Annotated in this window: 17 protein-coding genes; 13 read left to right on the top strand and 4 right to left on the bottom strand. The window is 66.6% G+C overall.

Annotated features, from left to right (window positions below):
- The 7 genes from Q0O97_RS07760 to aroA are packed head-to-tail and all read left to right on the top strand — an operon-like array spanning position 1 to position 8,297.
- Entirely contained in the window at positions 1-1,536 is a 1,536-nt protein-coding gene (locus Q0O97_RS07760) for an NADH-quinone oxidoreductase subunit M (RefSeq protein ID WP_294926940.1), read from the top strand.
- Positions 1,537-1,546: 10 nt separating this feature from the next.
- Positions 1,547-3,013: an NADH-quinone oxidoreductase subunit NuoN gene (gene nuoN / locus Q0O97_RS07755; RefSeq protein WP_294926937.1), complete on the top strand. Its 1,467-nt coding sequence runs from the start codon at positions 1,547-1,549 to the stop codon at positions 3,011-3,013.
- The gene (locus Q0O97_RS07750) at positions 3,006-3,761 is read left to right on the top strand and encodes a biotin--[acetyl-CoA-carboxylase] ligase (RefSeq protein ID WP_294926934.1); all 756 of its coding nucleotides are present in this window, start codon (positions 3,006-3,008) and stop codon (positions 3,759-3,761) included. Before nuoN ends, Q0O97_RS07750 begins: the two co-directional genes overlap by 8 nt.
- The gene (locus Q0O97_RS07745; protein ID WP_294926931.1) at positions 3,761-4,540 is read left to right on the top strand and encodes a type III pantothenate kinase; all 780 of its coding nucleotides are present in this window, start codon (positions 3,761-3,763) and stop codon (positions 4,538-4,540) included. Before Q0O97_RS07750 ends, Q0O97_RS07745 begins: the two co-directional genes overlap by 1 nt.
- Positions 4,533-6,206 carry a ribonuclease J gene (locus Q0O97_RS07740; protein ID WP_294926928.1) on the top strand — a complete coding sequence of 558 codons (1,674 nt, stop codon included), beginning with the start codon at positions 4,533-4,535 and terminating at the stop codon, positions 6,204-6,206. The genes Q0O97_RS07745 and Q0O97_RS07740 overlap by 8 nt, the downstream gene beginning before the upstream one ends.
- Before the next feature lie 45 nt (positions 6,207-6,251).
- Complete coding sequence (locus Q0O97_RS07735; RefSeq protein WP_294926925.1) at positions 6,252-6,950, top strand: tRNA (guanine(46)-N(7))-methyltransferase TrmB; 699 nt, start codon at positions 6,252-6,254, stop codon at positions 6,948-6,950.
- Between the two features lie 15 nt (positions 6,951-6,965).
- Positions 6,966-8,297 carry a 3-phosphoshikimate 1-carboxyvinyltransferase gene (aroA, locus tag Q0O97_RS07730; RefSeq protein ID WP_294926923.1) on the top strand — a complete coding sequence of 444 codons (1,332 nt, stop codon included), beginning with the start codon at positions 6,966-6,968 and terminating at the stop codon, positions 8,295-8,297.
- Here aroA and Q0O97_RS07725 read toward each other — a convergent pair.
- A complete protein-coding gene (locus Q0O97_RS07725) occupies positions 8,294-9,943 on the bottom strand; it encodes an NAD(P)/FAD-dependent oxidoreductase (RefSeq protein WP_294926921.1) in 1,650 nt (549 codons plus the stop codon). The genes aroA and Q0O97_RS07725 overlap by 4 nt on opposite strands.
- Before the next feature lie 76 nt (positions 9,944-10,019).
- Between Q0O97_RS07725 and Q0O97_RS07720 the strand changes: the two genes are divergently transcribed.
- A complete protein-coding gene (locus Q0O97_RS07720) occupies positions 10,020-10,799 on the top strand; it encodes a nitrilase-related carbon-nitrogen hydrolase (protein WP_294926918.1) in 780 nt (259 codons plus the stop codon).
- A 10-nt stretch (positions 10,800-10,809) separates the two neighbouring features.
- Here the strand turns inward: Q0O97_RS07720 and Q0O97_RS07715 are convergent, their stop codons facing one another.
- Entirely contained in the window at positions 10,810-11,379 is a 570-nt protein-coding gene (locus tag Q0O97_RS07715) for an NYN domain-containing protein (protein ID WP_294926915.1), read from the bottom strand.
- A gap of 25 nt (positions 11,380-11,404) precedes the next feature.
- Here Q0O97_RS07715 and folK point away from each other — a divergent pair, with 25 nt between their 5' ends.
- The 3 genes from folK to Q0O97_RS07700 all read left to right on the top strand — a co-directional run bounded on the left by folK (position 11,405) and on the right by Q0O97_RS07700 (position 14,549).
- Complete coding sequence (gene folK, locus Q0O97_RS07710; protein ID WP_294926912.1) at positions 11,405-11,986, top strand: 2-amino-4-hydroxy-6-hydroxymethyldihydropteridine diphosphokinase; 582 nt, start codon at positions 11,405-11,407, stop codon at positions 11,984-11,986.
- A 69-nt stretch (positions 11,987-12,055) separates the two neighbouring features.
- Positions 12,056-12,412 (top strand): DNA-directed RNA polymerase subunit omega, encoded by a 357-nt coding sequence (gene rpoZ / locus Q0O97_RS07705; RefSeq protein ID WP_294926909.1) that lies wholly within the window; start codon positions 12,056-12,058, stop codon positions 12,410-12,412.
- 22 nt (positions 12,413-12,434) lie between these two features.
- On the top strand, positions 12,435-14,549 hold the full coding sequence (locus tag Q0O97_RS07700) for a bifunctional (p)ppGpp synthetase/guanosine-3',5'-bis(diphosphate) 3'-pyrophosphohydrolase (protein ID WP_294926906.1): 2,115 nt from the start codon (positions 12,435-12,437) through the stop codon (positions 14,547-14,549).
- On the opposite strand, the gene Q0O97_RS07695 is transcribed toward Q0O97_RS07700, so the two are convergent.
- Positions 14,546-15,223, bottom strand: coding sequence for a DUF1045 domain-containing protein (locus tag Q0O97_RS07695; RefSeq protein WP_294926903.1), 678 nt, complete (start codon positions 15,221-15,223; stop codon positions 14,546-14,548). The two genes, Q0O97_RS07700 and Q0O97_RS07695, sit on opposite strands and share 4 nt — an antisense overlap.
- Before the next feature lie 74 nt (positions 15,224-15,297).
- Positions 15,298-16,035: an FCD domain-containing protein gene (locus tag Q0O97_RS07690; protein ID WP_294926900.1), complete on the bottom strand. Its 738-nt coding sequence runs from the start codon at positions 16,033-16,035 to the stop codon at positions 15,298-15,300.
- Positions 16,036-16,253: 218 nt separating this feature from the next.
- Here Q0O97_RS07690 and Q0O97_RS07685 point away from each other — a divergent pair, with 218 nt between their 5' ends.
- Together Q0O97_RS07685 and Q0O97_RS07680 are read left to right on the top strand one after the other, a co-directional pair.
- Complete coding sequence (locus tag Q0O97_RS07685; protein ID WP_294926897.1) at positions 16,254-17,708, top strand: FAD-linked oxidase C-terminal domain-containing protein; 1,455 nt, start codon at positions 16,254-16,256, stop codon at positions 17,706-17,708.
- Positions 17,702-18,814: an FAD-binding protein gene (locus Q0O97_RS07680; RefSeq protein WP_294926894.1), complete on the top strand. Its 1,113-nt coding sequence runs from the start codon at positions 17,702-17,704 to the stop codon at positions 18,812-18,814. Before Q0O97_RS07685 ends, Q0O97_RS07680 begins: the two co-directional genes overlap by 7 nt.
- Position 18,815 lies beyond the last annotated feature (1 nt).

Below are 18,815 nucleotides of genomic sequence, written 5' to 3'. Positions count from 1 at the left end.
ATGACGCACCTTCTTTCCATCATCACCTTCCTGCCCATCGTCGCGGCGGCGATCATGGCCGTCCTGCTGCGGGGCGAGGACGAGGCGGCGGCGCGCAATGCCAGATGGCTGGCGCTGATCGCGACGACGGCGACCTTCCTGGTCTCGCTGGTCGTGCTGTTCGGCTTCGATGCACAGGACACCGGCTTCCAGTTCGTCGAGGACCGCGAATGGATCATGGGCCTGCGCTACAAGATGGGCGTGGACGGCATCTCGGTCCTGTTCGTCATGCTGACGACCTTCCTGATGCCGCTGACCATCCTTTCCGCGTGGGAGGTCAAGGCCCGCGTCAAGGAATACATGATCGCCTTCCTGGTGCTGGAAGGGCTGATGATCGGCGTCTTCACCGCGCTGGACCTGGTCCTGTTCTACCTGTTCTTCGAGGCCGGGCTGATCCCGATGTTCCTGATCATCGGCATCTGGGGGGGCGCGAACCGCATCTATGCGGCGTTCAAGTTCTTCCTCTATACCTTCCTCGGTTCGGTGCTGATGCTGGTCGCAATGGTGTCGATGTATCGCATCGCGGGCACGACCGACATTCCGACGCTGCTGACCTTCGAGTTCGGATCGGACACGTTCAGCGTCCTTGGCGTCACGATCATGGGCGGCGTGCAGATGCTGCTGTTCCTGGCCTTCTTCGCCAGCTTCGCCGTCAAGATGCCGATGTGGCCGGTCCATACCTGGCTGCCCGACGCCCACGTCCAGGCGCCGACCGCCGGTTCGGTCGTGCTGGCGGCGGTGCTGCTCAAGATGGGCGGCTACGGCTTCCTGCGCTTTTCGATCCCGATGTTCCCGGTCGCCAGCGGTATCGCGCAGCCCTATGTCTTCTGGCTGTCGGCCATCGCCATCGTCTACACCTCGCTTGTGGCCCTGGCGCAGACCGACATGAAGAAGCTGATCGCCTATTCCTCGGTCGCGCATATGGGTTACGTCACGCTGGGCATTTTTGCCATGAACCAGCCCGGCGTCGATGGCGCGATCTTCCAGATGCTGTCGCACGGCTTCATCTCGGGCGCGCTGTTTCTGGGCGTCGGCGTGATCTACGACCGGATGCACACGCGCGAGATCGACGCCTATGGCGGTCTGGCCAACCGGATGCCGGTCTATGCGCTGGTTTTCATGTTCTTCACTATGGCCAATGTCGGCCTGCCCGGCACCTCGGGTTTCGTGGGCGAGTTCCTGACGCTGCTCGGGGCCTTCCGCGTCAATACATGGGTGGCGGTGGTGGCGACCTCGGGCGTGATCCTGTCGGCCTCTTATGCGCTGTGGCTCTATCGCCGGGTGACGCTTGGGGCGCTGGTCAAGGAAAGCCTGAAAACCATCAGCGACATGACCGCACGCGAGCGGTGGATCTTCGTGCCGCTGATCGTGATGACCCTGCTGCTGGGCGTCTATCCGCGCCTTGTCACCGACATCACCGGCCCGGCCGTGACCGCGCTGATCGACCATTATCAAGACAGCCAGCCCGTCGCGGATGCGGCGGCAGCCAGCGAGTAAGGGGGCGGTTATGACTTCGCTCGATTTCACGACCATTCTGCCCGAGTTCCTGCTGGCGGTCTATGCGATGGCCGCGCTGATGGCCGGGGCCTTCTTCGGCAAGGACCGGCTGGCGCGCCCGATCCTGTGGGTCACGGTCGCGGCCCTGCTGGCGCTGGCGCTGCTGGTCGGCCTGCGCGACCAGCCGGAACGGACGGCCTTCTTCGCGATGTTCGTCGATGACGCATTCGCCCGTTTCGCAAAGGTGGTCGTGCTGGTCGGCGCCGCCTCGGTCCTGGGGATGAGCGCCGAATACATGGGCCGCAACCGCATGATGCGGTTCGAGTTTCCGATCCTGGTCGCACTGGCCGCCACCGGCATGATGGTGATGGTCTCGGCGGGCGACCTGCTGACGCTCTACATGGGGCTGGAACTGCAATCGTTGGCGCTTTACGTCATCGCCGCCTTCCGCCGCGACAGCCTGCGTTCGTCCGAGGCCGGGCTGAAGTATTTCGTCCTTGGCGCGCTGAGTTCGGGGATGCTGCTTTACGGCATGACGCTGGTCTACGGCTTTGCGGGCACCACGAATTTCCAGGGCATCATCGGCACGATCCAACAGGGTCAGATGCCCATCGGCCTGTTGTTCGGGCTGGTATTCATGATGGTCGGGCTGGCCTTCAAGGTCTCGGCCGTGCCCTTCCACATGTGGACGCCCGACGTCTACGAGGGCGCACCCACGCCGGTCACCGCCTTTTTCGCGACCGCCCCCAAGGTCGCCGCGATGGCCCTGTTCGCGCGGCTGCTGTTTGCGGCCTTCGGGCATGTGCCGGGCGACTGGTCGCAGATCCTGGCGCTGCTGGCGGTCCTGTCGATGTTCTGGGGCGCCGTCGCCGGGATCGGCCAGCGCAACATCAAGCGCCTGATGGCCTATTCCTCGATCGCGCATATGGGCTTTGCGCTGATGGGGCTGGCGGCGGGCACGGCCTTCGGCTTGCAGAACATGCTGCTTTACATGGCCATCTACACGGTGATGAACGTCGGCACCTTCGCCTTCATCCTGTCGATGGAGCGCGACGGCGTCCCGGTGACCGAGCTGACCTCGCTGAACCAGTTCGCCAGCCATCAGCCGGTGAAGGCCGCCGCCCTGCTGGTCCTGATGTTCAGCCTTGCGGGCGTGCCGCCGATGCTGGGCTTCTTCGCCAAGTTCGGGGTGCTGACGGCGGCTGTCGATGCGGGCATGACCTGGCTGGCGGTTCTGGGCGTGATCTCATCCGTCATCAGCGCCTACTATTACCTGCGTATCGTCTATTACATGTATTTCGGCGAAAAGGGCGAGGTGCTGGAAAGCCGCATGGGCGGGGTGCAATATGCGGCCCTGCTGGGCGCGGCGGCGATCATGGTGATCGGTGCGATCTCGATGTTCGGGGTCGAGCGCGCGGCGCAGGATGCCGCCCACTCGCTGACGGCGGGCTTGCAGGCGCCGGTTTCACTTGACTGAGCAATGGCCCGACGGGGTGGGCAGGCATGTGCTGGCGCGTGCCTCGAGCACCAATGACGAGGCGTTGCGCCTTGCCCCCTCGCTGTCCGGCCCGGCCTGGATCATGGCTTACGAACAAACCCTTGGCCGGGGCCGGCGTGGTCGGGGCTGGACCATGCCCGTTGGAAATTTCGCCGCGACGCTGGTGCTGCGGCCCAAGGGCGGGCTGACGGCGGCGGCGCAGCTTTCCTTCGTCGCGGCGCTGGCGCTTTACGATGCGCTGACGCTGGCGGCGGGTCCGGCGGCGCGGCTGGCGATCAAATGGCCCAACGATGTGCTGCTGAACGGCGGCAAGGTCGCGGGCATCCTGCTGGAAAGCGCGGGGACGGGTGGCGTGGTCGCTGTGGGGATCGGCGTCAACCTTGCCGCCGCGCCCGATGCCGCGCAGGTCGAAGAGGGCGCCGTGCGCCCCGTGTCCTTCGCGCAGGAAACCGGCCACCGGGTCGCCCCCGACGAATTCCTGGACCTGCTGGCCCCCGCCTTCGCCCATTGGCAGCACCAGTTCGAGACTTGGGGCTTTGCCCCGATCCGCAACGCCTGGATCGCGCGCGCCGCACGGCTGGGCCAGGAAATCATCGCCCGCATGGGCAGTTATCAGGAACAAGGCGTCTTCGAAGGCGTTGACGACAGCGGTGCGCTGATCCTTGCGACCGCCTCGGGGCGTCGCGCCATCCCGGCGGCCGACATCTTCTTTCAAAGTGAGGCTTGATGCTGCTTTGCATTGACACGGGCAACACGAACACCGTCTTTTCGGTGTGGGACGGCAGCCGTTTCCTGGCGCATTGGCGGATCTCGACCGACCACCGGCGCACGGCGGACGAATATCACGTCTGGCTGTCCACCCTGATCGCGGGCGGCGGGTTCGATGTGCGGATCACCCATTGCATCATCAGCGCCACCGCCCCGCGCGTGGTCTTCAACCTGCGCGTCTTGTGCAACCGCTATTTCGACACCCGCCCGCTGGTGGTGGGCAAGCCCGATTGCCTGCTGCCGGTCGCCCCGCGCGTCGATCAGGGCGTGGCCGTCGGTCCCGACCGGCTGGCCAATGCGGCCGGCGCCTTCGACCGCCACGGGGGCGATGTGATCGTCGTGGATTTCGGCACGGCGACCAACCTTGACGTGGTGGACCGCGATGGCGCCTATGTCGGCGGCGTGATCTCGCCCGGCGTCAACCTTTCGCTCGAGGCGCTGCACATGGCGGCGGCGGCCTTGCCCCATGTCGATGTGACCATGCCCGAGCGGGTGATCGGCACCAATACCGTCGCCTGTATCCAGTCGGGCATCTACTGGGGCTATATCGGCCTGATCGAGGGCATCGTGAAACGGATAAGGGCAGAACGCGACCGGCCCATGAAAGTGGTCGCGACGGGTGGGCTGGCGCCCCTTTTCGATCAGGGATTCGAATTGTTCGATTCCATCGACGAGGATCTGACGGTGCATGGCCTGCGATTGATCCATGATTACAACAAAGAGGCAGGAAATGTCTGAACGCCTGATCTACATGCCGCTGGGCGGCGCCGGTGAAATCGGCATGAACGCATATGTCTATGGCTATGGCCAGCCGGGCAAGGAACGGCTGATCGTCGTCGACCTGGGGGTGACCTTCGGCGACATGGACGGCTCGCCCGGCATCGACCTGATCATGGCCGATGTCGCCTGGCTGGAGGAAAACCGCGACCGGATCGAGGGCATCTTCATCACCCACGGGCACGAAGATCACGTCGGCGCGGTCGGCCTGCTGTGGTCGCGCCTGCGCGCGCCGATCCATTGCCGCCGCTTTACCGGCGCACTGGCCGCGATGAAGATGGACGAGGCGGGCCAGCCCTCGGACGTGATCCGCATCCACGCACCGCGCCCCGAGGTGATCAATGCCGGGCCGTTCCAGGTGCAATTCGTGCCGATCAGCCATTCGATCCCCGAAAGCGCGGCGCTGATCATCGACACGCCCGCCGGTCGCGTCGTCCACAGCGGCGATTTCAAGCTGGACGGGACCCCGGTGGTGGGCGAGCCTTTCGACCCGCAGGTCTGGCACCAGATCGCGCAGGAAAAGGGGATCAAGGCGCTGGCCTGCGATTCGACCAATATCTTCAGCCCCCATCCCGGCCGGTCCGAGGCGCTGCTGGCCGAACCGCTGGCCGCCTTCATCAAGGCGCAGCCGAACCTTGTCGTGACCACCACCTTCGCCAGCAACGTCGCCCGGCTGAAGACCCTAGCCGAGGCCGCGACCGCCGCCGGGCGCAAGGTCTGCCTGCTGGGCCGTGCCATGCGCAAGATGGTCACCGCCGCCGTCGAGACCGGCGTGCTGACCGATTTTCCCGCCGTCATCGGCTCGGACGAGGCGGCGGAACTGCCGCGCAACCAGGTCATGCTGATCGTCACCGGCAGTCAGGGCGAACGCCGCGCGGCGACCGCGCAGCTTGCGCGGGGCCGCTATCTGGGACTGTCGCTGAAAGAGGGGGACAGCTTCCTGTTCAGTTCGCGCACCATTCCGGGCAATGAGCGCGGCGTGATCCGCATCATGAACGCGCTGTCGGAAAAGGGTGTCGATGTCTTTGACGCCGACGACGGATTCTATCACGTCTCGGGCCATGCCAACCGCCCGGATATCGAGGCGGTCCATGACCTGCTGAGGCCCGGCATCGTGATCCCGATGCATGGCGAACACATGCACCTGCGCGCCCATGCCAAGCTGGCCGCCGAAAAGGGCATCGCCTCGGTCGTCGCGACCAACGGGACGATGGTCGACCTGACCGGCGACCGTCCCGTGGTGGTCGAACATGTCGAGACGGGGCGCACCTACCTGGACGGCAACGTGCTGATCGGCGCGATGGACGGCATCGTGCGCGACCGCATCCGCATGGCGCTGAACGGCCATGCGATGGTGTCCATCATCATCGACGAAAACGACGCGCCCCTGCCCGATGCCTGGGTCGAGACGATGGGCCTGCCCGAACGGGGCCGCGCCGGCGTTCCGCTGGTCGATCACGTCGAAAGCGAGCTGGCCGATTTCCTGACCCGCGCCGACGACCGGCTGATCGGCAACGACGACAAGCTGGAAGAGGCGATCCGCAAGATCACCCGCCAGGTCTCGATGGAAGAGATCGGCAAGAAGCCCGAGGTCACCGTGGTCATCAGCCGCCTTGCCGCCGATTGAGCGGGCGGCTTGACCTTTGACGCGGTGGGGGGCAAAGCGCGGGGTATGAGTGAATTCGACCCCACCCCTCCGCGCCGCAACTTCTACGGGCGCCGTCACGGCAAGACGCTGCGGCAAAGCCAGAAGGGCTATCTGTCCGAGGATCTGGGCGACCTGCGCCCGCGCGGCATCACCGTTGCCGAGAACCCGGACCGCACGCCGATCGACCCCGCCGCGATCTTCGGCGATGCCCGGCCCGTCTGGCTTGAGGTCGGCTTTGGCGGGGGCGAACACATGGTTCACATGGCCGCGCGCTATCCGCAGGTGGGCATCATCGGTTGCGAGCCGTTCATCAACGGCGTCGCAATGCTGCTGGGCAAGATCCGCGCGGCGGGGGTGGAAAACGTCAGCGTCCACCCCGGCGATGCGCGGGACCTGATGGACGTGCTGCCCGATGGTTGCATCGACAGGGCATTTCTCAACTATCCCGACCCCTGGCCCAAGGCGCGCCATCACCGCCGCCGCTTCGTCACGCCCGAACATCTTCTGCCGCTGGCCCGCGTGATGAAACCGGGGGCCGAGTTCCGCGTGGCCACCGATATTCCCGATTACGTCCGCCAGACGCTGGAACAGGTCCCCCCGGCGGGCTTCGCGCTGGTGTCGGAAGGGCCGCAGCCCTGGGACGACTGGCCCTCGACCCGCTATGAGCAAAAGGCGCTGCGCGAAGGGCGCGCGCCGCATTACGTCACCTTCCGCCGCAACTGAACGAAAGGCTGCGCCATGTCCGCATCCGCTGAACCCCGGCCCATGACCTCGCACCCGTCCACGGCGCTGAAGGGCGAGGCTGCCGTGCCCGGCGACAAGTCGATCAGCCACCGCGCGCTGATCCTTGGCGCGCTGGCGGTCGGGCAGACCCGCATCACCGGCCTGCTCGAGGGCGAGGATATCCTTGACACCGCCAAGGCGATGCGCGCCTTCGGTGCGACCGTGACCCGGCTGGGCGACGGCGAATGGACGGTCGATGGCGTCGGCGTCGGCGGTTTCGGCGAACCCGAAGGGGTGATCGACTGCGGCAACTCGGGGACCGGGGTGCGGCTGATCATGGGCGCGATGGCGACGACGCCGATCACGGCGACCTTCACCGGCGACGCCAGCCTGTGCCGCCGCCCGATGGCGCGGATCACCGACCCGCTTGAACTGTTCGGCTGCCAGGTCGCCGCGCGCGAAGGCGGCCGCCTGCCGGTCACGATCAAGGGCGCGGCGGATCCCGTGCCCGTGCGCTACCGCACCCCCGTCGCCAGCGCGCAGATCAAATCGGCGGTGCTGCTGGCGGGCCTGAACGCGCCGGGCCAGACCGTCGTGATCGAGGCCGAGCCGACCCGCGACCATACGGAACGCATGCTGGCCGGTTTCGGCGCGCAGGTCGCGACCGAGACGACGGCCGAGGGCCGCGTCGTCACCCTGACCGGCCAGCCCGAACTGCGCGCGCAAAGCGTGGCGGTGCCGCGCGATCCGTCCAGCGCGGCCTTCCCGGTCGCGGCGGCGCTGATCGTGCCGGGGTCTGAAATCCGCGTGCCGGGCGTCAGCCGCAATCCGACGCGCGACGGGCTTTATGTCACCTTGCTGGAAATGGGCGCGGACATCGCCTTTGAAAACCAGCGCGACGAGGGCGGAGAGCCGGTCGCCGATCTGGTCGTCCGCCATTCGACGCTGAAAGGCGTCAGCGTTCCGGCGGAACGTGCCGCCAGCATGATCGACGAATTTCCCATCCTGTCCGTCATCGCCTGTTTCGCCGAAGGCCCGACCGTGATGAACGGCGTCGCCGAATTGCGCGTCAAGGAAAGCGACCGGATCGAGGCGATGGCCTCGGGCCTGCGCGCCAATGGCGCGACGGTCGAGGATACGCCCGACAGCATGACCGTCCACGGCACGGGCGGCTTGCGGGGCGGGGCCAGCGCCGCGACCCATCTGGACCACCGCATCGCCATGTCGTTCCTGGTCGCCGGTCTGGCCTCGGAGCAGCCCATCGGGGTGGACGACGGCGCACCGATCATGACATCCTTCCCCGACTTCCTGCCGCTGATGCAAGGGTTGGGCGCGAAACTGGGTTAATCCGGCAGCCGCACCGGGGCCAGTTCGTCCCAGCGGTCGCCGGGGCCGGGGTTCTGCGGATGGCAGGCCCCGCCAAGGTGGGCCATGATGCCCCAGACGGCATTCAGCGCGGTCTGGACGGCGCCCTCGACCCATGCCGGGGTCCAGCTTATTCCGTCGCCCGCCATGAAGATGCCGCGTTGCTGGGGCGGCATGCCGGATTGCATGAAATGCCCATACATCCGATGGTTGTAGCGGTAATGGCCGGGCAGCGCGCCCTTGAAGGCGCCCAGGAAATTCTCGTCTGCCTCCCAACTGACGCAGATCGGGTTGCCGCGGATATGGCTGCGGATGTCCACGCCGGGATAGATCCGCTCCAGCGCGGCCAGCGCCAGCTCGACCCGCTTTTCGGGGCCGTGGGGCAGCACCTTCAGCGCGTCGGTCATCCATGAATAGGACAGGCAGATGACCGCGGGCCGGTCCGGCCCGTTGTCGAAGAAATAGGTGCCGCGCGTGATCCGGTCGGTCAGCGTCATCGACAGGGCCGGGCGGCCCGTGGCGGGGTCGGGATCGTTCCAGAAGGGGCGGTCCACCATCACGAAGGTCTTGGCCGCCTGCATGTAGCGGGTGCGGTCCAGCGCCATCCACAGCTTCTGGTCGAAGATTTCCTCATCCACCGCGACCGAGGTGGTCAGCAGGTGGCTTTGGCAGGTCACCAGCACGGCGGGATAGTCGCGCGCCACGCCCCATTGGTCGGTGATGGTGAAGCCTCGCGCCCCGTTCCGCGCAATCCGGGCCGCGCGGCCAAGCGTCGCGCCGCCGTTCAGCCCGGCCAGTGTCGTGCCGCCGGGCCAATGCGCGCATTCGGCGGGCTGGCGCCACAGGCGTTGGGGCAGGCTTTCCACGCCGCCGACGATGTATCGCTGATGGTCGTCCAGTTCCAGCAGGTTCACGCGCAGGATTTCCAGCATCGAGTTGGGAAAGTCGCTGTCCCACCCCCCGGTCCCGAAACCGACTTGTCCAAAGACCTCGCGATGGCGGAAACCAAGCGACTGGAAGGCGCGGGACGAGGTAACGAAGTCGTAAAACGTCCGCTCATCCCATTTCGCGACCAGCGCATCCCATATCCGCTTGATGCGGGTCACGTCGCGGGCGCGGACGGCGGCTTGCAGGGCGGTGAAATCGGCGTGCTCCTCCAGCGCGGCGCGATAGGCGGCGGCGACTTCGTGGTAAAGCCGGGGCAGGTCGTCCATCTCGCGGGCGAAATGGGTCTCGCCCTCGAGGTCGATGACGGTGGAACCGGCGGCCTTTGTCAGCGGGTTGGGGAAGGGGCGGCTTTCCAGCCCGACCAGATCGACGTAGTGATAAAAGCCGCGCGACGAAACCGGAAAGCGCATCCCGCCCAGTTCCGCGATGACATCCGTCGTGCCCTCGAATGTCTCGGACCGCAGCCGCCCGCCGAATTTGCCCGATTCGTAGAGGATGGGGCGCAGGCCCATGCGCATCAGCTCATACCCCGCGATGACGCCCGCCGCGCCCGCGCCGATGATCGCGATTTCCTGCCCGTGGCGTTCGGCGGGGATCCGGCCAAGCCCGGCGGGATGGCTCAGCCAGTCGTCATAGGCAAAGGGGAAATCGGGACCGAAGGCGGTGATGGGTTGGGTCATGCTATCCTCGACATTCTGGCGTGCAGCGGTTGGCGGCGCTAGGATCGTGGATAACGCCCTTGCAACGGAAGTGAAGATGAAGCTGGCAATATGGCAATGCGATCCGGCAAATGGCCAGATCGAAAGCGTTTTCCAAGGGTTGGAGCGCCAGCTTGCCGCCGCCGCCGCTGCTGGCGCGGAAATGCTGGTCGCGCCCGAATTGCTGCTGCCCGGCTATAACCGGCCCGACCTGCACAGAGCCTTGGCACAGGCGCAGGACGGGCCGTGGATGGCGCGGCTGCGCGGGCTGGCCGCTGATACCGGCTGCGGCATCTGCCTTGGCTGGGCCGAGCGCGACGGCGATCGCGTCCATAACGCGGCGTCAGCGATCGGTGCGGATGGGTCGTTGCTGGCCCATTACCGCAAGATCCAGCTTTATGGCGCGGTCGAGCAAGCCTCGTTCCAGCGCGGCGACCGGCTTTGCCCGGTGTTCCGGCTTGGCCCGTTCCGGGCGGCGATTCTGGTCTGTTATGACATCGAATTTCCCGGCCACGCGGCGGCGCTGGCCGCGCAGGGGGCGCAACTGATCCTTGTCCCCACCGCCAATCCCAAGGGGTTCGAGCATGTGCAGAACGCCCTTGTCCCCGCGCGGGCGCATGAAAACCGCGCCGTCGTGGCCTATGCGAATTATGCCGGCACCGAGGCCGGGCTGCATTTCGGCGGCCTGTCGCTGATCGCCGGGCCGGATGGCGGCGCGCTGGCCAGCGCCGGGGCGTGGGGCGAGGCGCTGCTGGTCGTCGATCTGGCCTGCCTGCCGCGCATCCCCGCCGAGGGCTGGGCCGCCGAGAGGGGCGAATACCGCCCCGCCGGGGGCTAGGCCCGCCGCATCAGACGGCAGGCACGGCGCGGCTGTCGGGGGCGGGGTTTTCGCGCGGCGGGCGGCCGATGGTGTCGCGCAGGGCCTCCAGCTCGATGAAATTGTCGGCCTGGCGGCGTAATTCGTCCGCGATCATGGGCGGCTGGCTGCGCGTGGTCGAGACGACCGAGACGCGGACGCCGCTCCGCTGCAACGCCTCGACCAGCGGGCGGAAATCGCCGTCGCCGGAAAACAGCACGGCGTGATCCATGCGCGGGGCAAGCTCCATCGCGGTCACGGTCAGCTCGATATCCATGTTGCCCTTGATCTTGCGGCGGCCCATGCTGTCGGTATATTCGCGTGCCGGCTTGGTAATCATCGAATAGCCGTTGTAATGCAGCCAGTCGACCAGCGGGCGGATCGGCGAATAGTCGTCGTTTTCAAGCAGCGCGGTATAATAATAAGCGCGGATCAACTTGCCCCGACGCTCGAATTCCTGACGTAACAGCTTGTAATCAATGTCGAAACCCAGGGACTTCGCAGCCGCATAGAGATTCGAGCCATCAATGAACAACGCCAGGCGGTCGTCCTTGTAGAACACAATTTCCTCCGAGAATAATCCGAGAATGGAAAAACAAACCCAGAGTTTAGGGCTGCTTGCCCTAGGTGCAAACCTGCCCTCTTCGGCAGGTATTCCAAAAGCCAGCTTGCAATTTGCGTTGCAGGCGATAACGGATCGCGGCCCGCAAATCAGGGCGGTCAGCCGATTCTGGCAGACTCCGGCCTTTCCGGCGGGCAGCGGGCCGGATTACGTCAATGCCGCTGCCGTGATCGCGACCGATCTGGACGCGCCCGCGCTGCTGGAATTGCTGCACGGGATCGAGGGCGAAATGGGCCGCACCCGCGATAATGGCCGCTGGCAGGCGCGTGGCGTCGATCTGGACCTGCTGGCGCTGGACGGGCTGGTCCTGCCCGATGCGGGGACCCACGACCATTGGCGCCTGCTGCCCCCGGACCGCCAGCGAATCGAGGCGCCCGACCGGCTGATCCTGCCGCATCCGCGCATGCAGGACCGCGCCTTCGTCCTTGTGCCGCTGGCCGAGGTCGCGCCAGGCTGGATACATCCGCGCCTGGGGCGGACGGTTGCGCAGATGCGCGACGCCTTGCCCCCGCAGGCGTTTGAGGGTATGAGCCTTGCCGATACTTGACTTTTCCGGGGCGGGCGACCAGTTAAGGCTTTTCGCCCCCCAATGCCGATTCGGATGCAAAGGTGACTGATGGCCCGCGTTACAGTCGAAGACGTCGTCGACAAGGTTCCCAACCGTTTTGATGTCGTTCTGCTTGCCGCGCATCGCGCGCGCGAAGTTGCCGCCGGCAGCCCGCTGACGGTTGACCGCGACAACGACAAGAATCCCGTCGTCGCCCTGCGCGAGATTGCCGAGGAAACCCAGTCCGTCGCCGATCTGCGCGAGCGGCTGATCGAGACGACCCAGACCCAGATCGAGGTCGACGAACCCGAGGAAGACGCGATGGCGCTGCTTCTGGGTGCCGAGGTCGACCGCCCCAAGCCCGCCGACGAGGAAACGGAAGAGCGGATGCTGCGCATGATGATGGAAGCGCAGGGCAGGGGTTGAGGAACGGGGTCTTCGGCAGCAGATGATCGACGTCGAAGACCTGATTGCGCTTGTTCGCAACTATAACCCGCGCACCAATGCCGATCTGATTCGCCGCGCCTATGATTACGGGCGGCAGATGCATGAAGGGCAGTTCCGCCATTCGGGCGAGCCTTACTTCACCCATCCCGTCGCCGTCGCCGCCATCCTGACGGAAATGCAGCTGGACGATTCGACCATCGTCACTGCCCTGCTGCACGACACGATCGAGGACACGCGATCAACCTGGGACGACATCGACCGCAACTTCGGGCGCGAGGTGGCGGAACTGGTCGATGGCGTCACCAAGCTGACCAACCTTCAGCTTTCCGGCGTCCACTCCAAGCAGGCCGAGAATTTCCGCAAGCTGTTCATGGCCATGTCGCGCGACCTGCGCGTGATCCTGGTCAAGCTGGCCGACCGGCTGCACAACATGCGCACCATCCGCTCGATGAAGCCGGAAAAGCAGGTGCAGAAGGCGCGCGAGACGATGGATATCTATGCGCCGCTGGCCGGGCGCATGGGCATGCAATGGATGCGCGAGGAACTTGAGGACCTGGCCTTCAAGGTCATCAACCCCGAGGCGCGCAATTCCATCATCCGCCGCTTCGTCACGCTGCAACGCGAAACCGGCGACGTGATTCCCAAGATCACCGCCGATATCCGCACCGTGCTGGAGGCCGAGGGGATCGAGGCCAATGTCTACGGCCGCGCGAAAAAGCCCTTTTCGATCTGGCGCAAGATGCAGGAAAAGCAGCTTTCCTTTTCGCGCCTGTCCGACATCTACGGCTTTCGTATCATCACCCGGACCGATGCCGATTGCTATCGCGCGCTTGGCTGCATCCATCAACGCTGGCGGGCGGTGCCGGGGCGCTTCAAGGATTACATCAGCCATCCGAAATCGAACGGCTACCGCTCGATCCATACCACGGTTTCGGGCCGCGACGGCAAGCGGGTCGAGGTGCAGATCCGCACCCGCCAGATGCACGAGGTGGCCGAGGCCGGCGTTGCCGCCCATTGGGCCTATCGCGACGGGGTGCGCACCGAAAACCCCTTTGCCGTCGATCCGGGCGAATGGATCGCCAACCTGACCGAGCGTTTCGGCGAGGAAGACCATGACGAGTTCCTGGAACACGTCAAACTGGAAATGTATTCCGATCAGGTTTTCTGCTTCACGCCCCAGGGCGACGTGCTGCAACTGCCCAAGGGCGCGACGCCCATCGACTTCGCCTATGCGGTCCATACGCGGCTGGGTCATTCCTGCGTGGGCGCCAAGGTGGACGGCATCCGCGTGCCGCTGTGGACGCGGCTCAAGAACGGCCAGTCGGTCGAGATCATCGCCGCCTCGGGCCAGCGCCCGCAAGCGACATGGCTGGATATCGTCACCACGGGCCGCGCCAAGGCCGCCATCCGCAAGTCGCTGCGCGAAGAGGACCGCGACCGCTTCATCCGGCTGGGGTCCGAACTGGTGCGGGTCGCCTTCGAGCATGTCGGCCGCCGCGTGACCGACAAGGCGCTGCGCACCGCCGCACGCGCGATGGCGCTGCCCGACACGAATGAGCTGCTGGCCCGCATCGGCAGCGCCGAGATCCCCGCGCAGGACGTGCTGCGCCGCCTTTACCCCGAACTGGTCTCGACCCAGAGCGAGATCGACGCCAAGCGCGCCGTCGCCGGGTTGGAGGCCGACCAGGGCTTTACCCGCGCGCCCTGCTGCAACCCCCTGCCGGGAGAGCGGATCGTGGGCATCACCTATCGCGGCAAGGGCGTGGTGATCCATGCCATCGACTGTCCGGTGCTGGCCGAATTCGAGGACAGCCCCTCGCGCTGGGTCGATCTGCATTGGCGCCAGGGCCGTCACCCCGCCGCCTATTCGACCATCCTGTCGCTGACGATCCGTCACGATGCCGGGGTGCTGGGCCGGATCTGCACGCTGATCGGGCAGCAGGGCGCCAATATCTCGGATCTGGAATTCGTCGACCGCAAGCCCGATTTCTACCGGCTGAAGGTCATCGTCGAATTGCGCGACCGCGAACATCTGCACAACCTGCTGACCGCGCTGGACGCCGAAAGCGACGTGGCCCAGGTGGCCCGCATCCGCGACCCGCTGGCCCGGCTCTAGCCGCCCGTCAGCGGCGCGCGATGCAGCAGGCGGAAGTGCCCGTCGGCAGCCTCGCCGAACAGGCAAAGATCGCGGATCAGGAACGGCACGGGCAACAGCGGGACCAACCGGGGCGCCAGCACCTGCATCACCGTATCGGCCTGGTCGCCGGGCAGGGGGCCGGTCAGGGTCAGGTGAAAGCGGAACTGGTCCATGACATAGGGATAACCCCATTCTTCCAGCAATTCGCGCTGGCGCGGGGTCAGGCTTTCGGGCTTGCGGCGGGCCTTTTCCTCGGGGGTCAGGGGCGCACGCAGGTGGTCCAGGCCCTGCACGACCCGCGCCGCCAGATGGGCAAGCGCCGCCGGGTCGCCCTCGGGCAGCAGCGCCAGGAAATGTCCCAGCCGGTCAAGCCGCAATCCGGGCAGGGTCAGGGGACGCATATCCGCCGCCAGCCGGTCCAGCGCGGCGCGCAGATCGGTCTCGGCCACCCCCTCGGCCAGCCGGAAGGGCGGCTTCAGCGTGCCGTGAAAGCCGTATTTCCGCGGCGTGGCCACGACAGGGGGGATGTCCAGCGGCAGATCGGGGTGCGGCACCGGCATCCCGCGCGCGGGGTCCCATCCCAGCCAGGCGGCGGTGAAATCCGCGAAGGGGCCGGGTTCGGGGGCGTAATAGACGGCGTAACGGCCATACATGGGGTCGTCCCTTGCATCGTTCCTGTATCGGCGCGGATTATGCATATGGTGCGCAGGGAAGCCAGCCGGGGCCGTCAGTCCCGCCGCGCGCCAAGCCCGCCGCCGTTCAGGCGGCGCTGCGACAGGCCGATCCTGTCTTCATCCTCGCGGATCTGCTGCACGGTGCGGCGCAGATAGGCCAGATGCTCATGCGCGGCGGCGCGGGCGGCATCGGGCTGGCGGCGCATGATCGTGCCGGCGATCGCCAGATGCTGGTCGCGCAGGGTTTCGCGTATGTCGGGAATGGTGAACAGGCGCTGGCGGTTTTGCAGCACGTCGGTCTTCAGGTTCGACGACAGCGCCCGCATGATCAGCAGCAGCACCAGGTTGTGGCTGGCCTCGTAGATGGCCAGGTGCAGGGCGGCGTCGGCCTCGGCCTCATCCGCGGGGTCGCCCGCGTCATGGGCCTCGGCGATCCGCCGGGCGCATTCGCCGATGCGCGCAAGGTCCAGGTCGTTGGCTCGCTCGGCCGCCATCGCCGCAGCCGAACTTTCCACCACGTCGCGGAATTCAAGGTAATCGTCCGCGACCTCTTGCCGTTCGGCCAGCATGGCGATCAGCGGATCGGTGATCGCCCCGGCGCCGATTCGCGCGACCCGCATCCCCCGGCCCTCGCGGCTGGTCAGCAGCCCCCTTTCCTCAAGCGCCTTCAGCGCATCGCGCAGCGTCGGGCGCGAGACGTTCAGCCGCATGGCCATCTCGCGCTCGGGCAGCAGGGCCTCGCCCGGTTGCAGCGAGCCTTCGAGGATCAGCCCCTCGATATGCCTTGCCACTGAATCGGCGACCTTTTCCGGTCGGAGGGGTTTGTGATCTTGCATCGGGGGAAACGCGGCCAGTTGCATCTTTTGCAGCAAGCTAAGCATTTTACCGGGGCGGCCGCAATATTTCCCTTGTATGATCGGATTTGTTTCCTGCCTTGACTTGGCTTGGAAAAAACTTTTTACCAAAAGGAATGCGACCCGGACGACCGACAGCCGAGGAGGGGCCATCCATGTCCACCGTTGCCATGCCAACGCCCGACGCCGGGATCATCGCCCGCAAGGACCAGATCGTCGCCGCACTGGCGGCGGTGCTGCCCGATGACGCGGTGATCTTCGACCCCGAGGAAACCCGCGCCTACGAATGCGATGCGCTGACCGCCTATCGCTGCCCGCCGCTGGCCGTCGTCCTGCCGCGCACGACCGAAGAGGTCGCCGCCGCCATGCGCATCTGCCACGACATGCGGGTGCCGGTGATCCCGCGCGGGGCGGGAACCTCGCTTGCCGGGGGCGCGCTGCCCACCGCCGACAGCGTGGTGATCGGCACGATGCGCCTGCGCGAGATACTTGAGATCGACACCGACAACCGCTTCATCCGCGTGCAGACCGGCGTCACCAACCTGTCCGTCAGCGCCGAGCTGGAGCCGCTGGGCTTCTTCTACGCGCCCGACCCCTCAAGCCAGCTTGCCTGCACGATCGCGGGGAATATCGGGATGAACTCGGGTGGGGCGCATTGCCTGAAATACGGCGTCACCACCAACAACCTGCTGGGCGTCCGCATCGTCATGGCCGATGGCGAGATCGTCGATCTGGGCGGCCCCACGCTGGGCACCGGCGGGCTGGACATCCTTGGGCTGATCTGCGGATCCGAGGGCCAGCTTGGCATCGTGACCGAGGCGACGTTGCGCATCCTGCCCCGCCCCGAAGGCGCGCGCCCCATGCTGATCGGCTTCGACAGCGCCGAGGTGGCGGGCGAATGCGTGGCGCGGATCATTCGTTCCGGCCTGATCCCGGTCGCCATCGAATACATGGACGACGTGTGCCTGCGTGCGGTCGAATCCTTCGCCAGGGCGGGCTATCCCGATTGCCCCGCCGTGCTGATCGTCGAGGTCGAGGGATCGGCGCAGGAAATCGCCGACCAGACCGCCCGCATCCGCGCCATCGCCGACGAACTGAACCCGGTCGAGTTCCGCGCCAGCCGGAACGAGGACGAATCGCTGGCGATCTGGAAGGGCCGCAAATCGGCCTTTGGCGCGATGGGACGGCTGGGCGACTACCTTTGCCTGGACGGCACCGTGCCGGTGTCGAAGCTGCCCCATACGCTGCGCCGGATCGGTGAACTGTCGCGCGAACACGGGCTTGAGGTCGCCAATGTCTTTCACGCGGGCGACGGCAACATGCATCCGCTGATCCTGTTCAATGCCAACAAGCCCGGCGATCTGGAACGGGCCGAGGCCTTCGGGGCCGACATCCTGCGCCTTTGCGTCGATGTCGGCGGTTGCCTGACCGGCGAACATGGCGTCGGCATCGAAAAGCGCGACCTGATGACCAGCCAGTATTCCGCCGTGGACATGGCCATCCAGTTGGAAATCAAATCCGCGCTGGACCCCTGCTGGCTGCTGAACCCCGCCAAGGTCTTTCCGCTCGAGGTCAGCCAGCCCCATCGCGAAAGGGCCGCATCATGCTGACGCAGGACAGGATCGCCCCGCAGGACGAGACCGAACTGGCCGGTTTCCTGGCCGACAGCCACGGCGCCGGGCGCGCCCTGTGGATCGAGGGCGGCGGGACGCGGCTGCCCGCGGGTCCCGGCGTTCGGCTGTCCACGCGGAACATGTCCGGCATCGTGACCTATGAACCGGGCGAGTTGACGCTGATCGCCCGCGCCGGCACCCCCGTCGATCAGATCGAGGCCGCGCTGGCCGCCGAAGGTCAGGCGCTGGCCTTCGAGCCGATGGACCACCGCGTCCTTCTGGGCGGGAACGGCACGCCCACGGTGGGCGGGCTGGTGGCCGCGAATGTGTCCGGTCCACGCCGCTTGCAGGCGGGGGCGTGCCGCGACCACCTGCTGGGCGTGCGTTTCGTCGACGGGCAGGGGCGGGTCATCAGGAACGGCGGGCGGGTGATGAAGAACGTCACCGGCATGGACCTGGTCAAGCTGATGGCCGGATCGCACGGCACCCTGGGCGTCCTGTCCGAGGTCGTGCTGAAGACCCTGCCACTGGCCGAAAGCCAGCAGACGCTGGCCCTGCCGGGCCTGACGCCCGCGCAGGCTGTGCAGGTCTTTTCCGCCGCGCTGGCGACGCCCTTCGAGGTCTCGGGCGCGGCCTTCCACGACGGCACCGCCTGGATGCGGATCGAGGGGCTTTCGGGCCAGGTCGATTACCGCCGCGACCGTTTGGCGGCGCTGCTGCGCGACCGGCGTGCCGAAGTCATCCCCGACGACGACAGCCGCCGCCTGTGGCGCGACGTGCGCGACCTGCGCCATTTCGCGGCCAGCGAGGGCGCCGTCTGGCGGGTGCTGGTCAAGCCGACCGACGCCCCGGCGGTGATGCGGGCGCTGGAGGCGCTTGGCGGGACCTGTTCGATGGACTGGGGCGGCGGGCTGGTCTGGTATTGCGGCAGTGGCGACGCGGATGCCGTGCGCCGTGCGGCGGGCGCGGGGCAGGCGATCCTGCTGCGCGGGACCGCGACCCCGATCTTTCCCCCGCAGGCGCCCGGCGTCGCGCGCCTTGCTGCCGCGCTGCGCCGGACCTTCGATCCGGCGGGCATCCTCAATCCCGGCCTGATGGGGTAGC

This window comes from uncultured Paracoccus sp., assembly GCF_945915435.1.
Lineage (GTDB): Bacteria > Pseudomonadota > Alphaproteobacteria > Rhodobacterales > Rhodobacteraceae > Paracoccus.
Note: the sequence above shows the minus strand (reverse complement) of the source record. Positions and strands in the feature narration are given on the sequence as shown.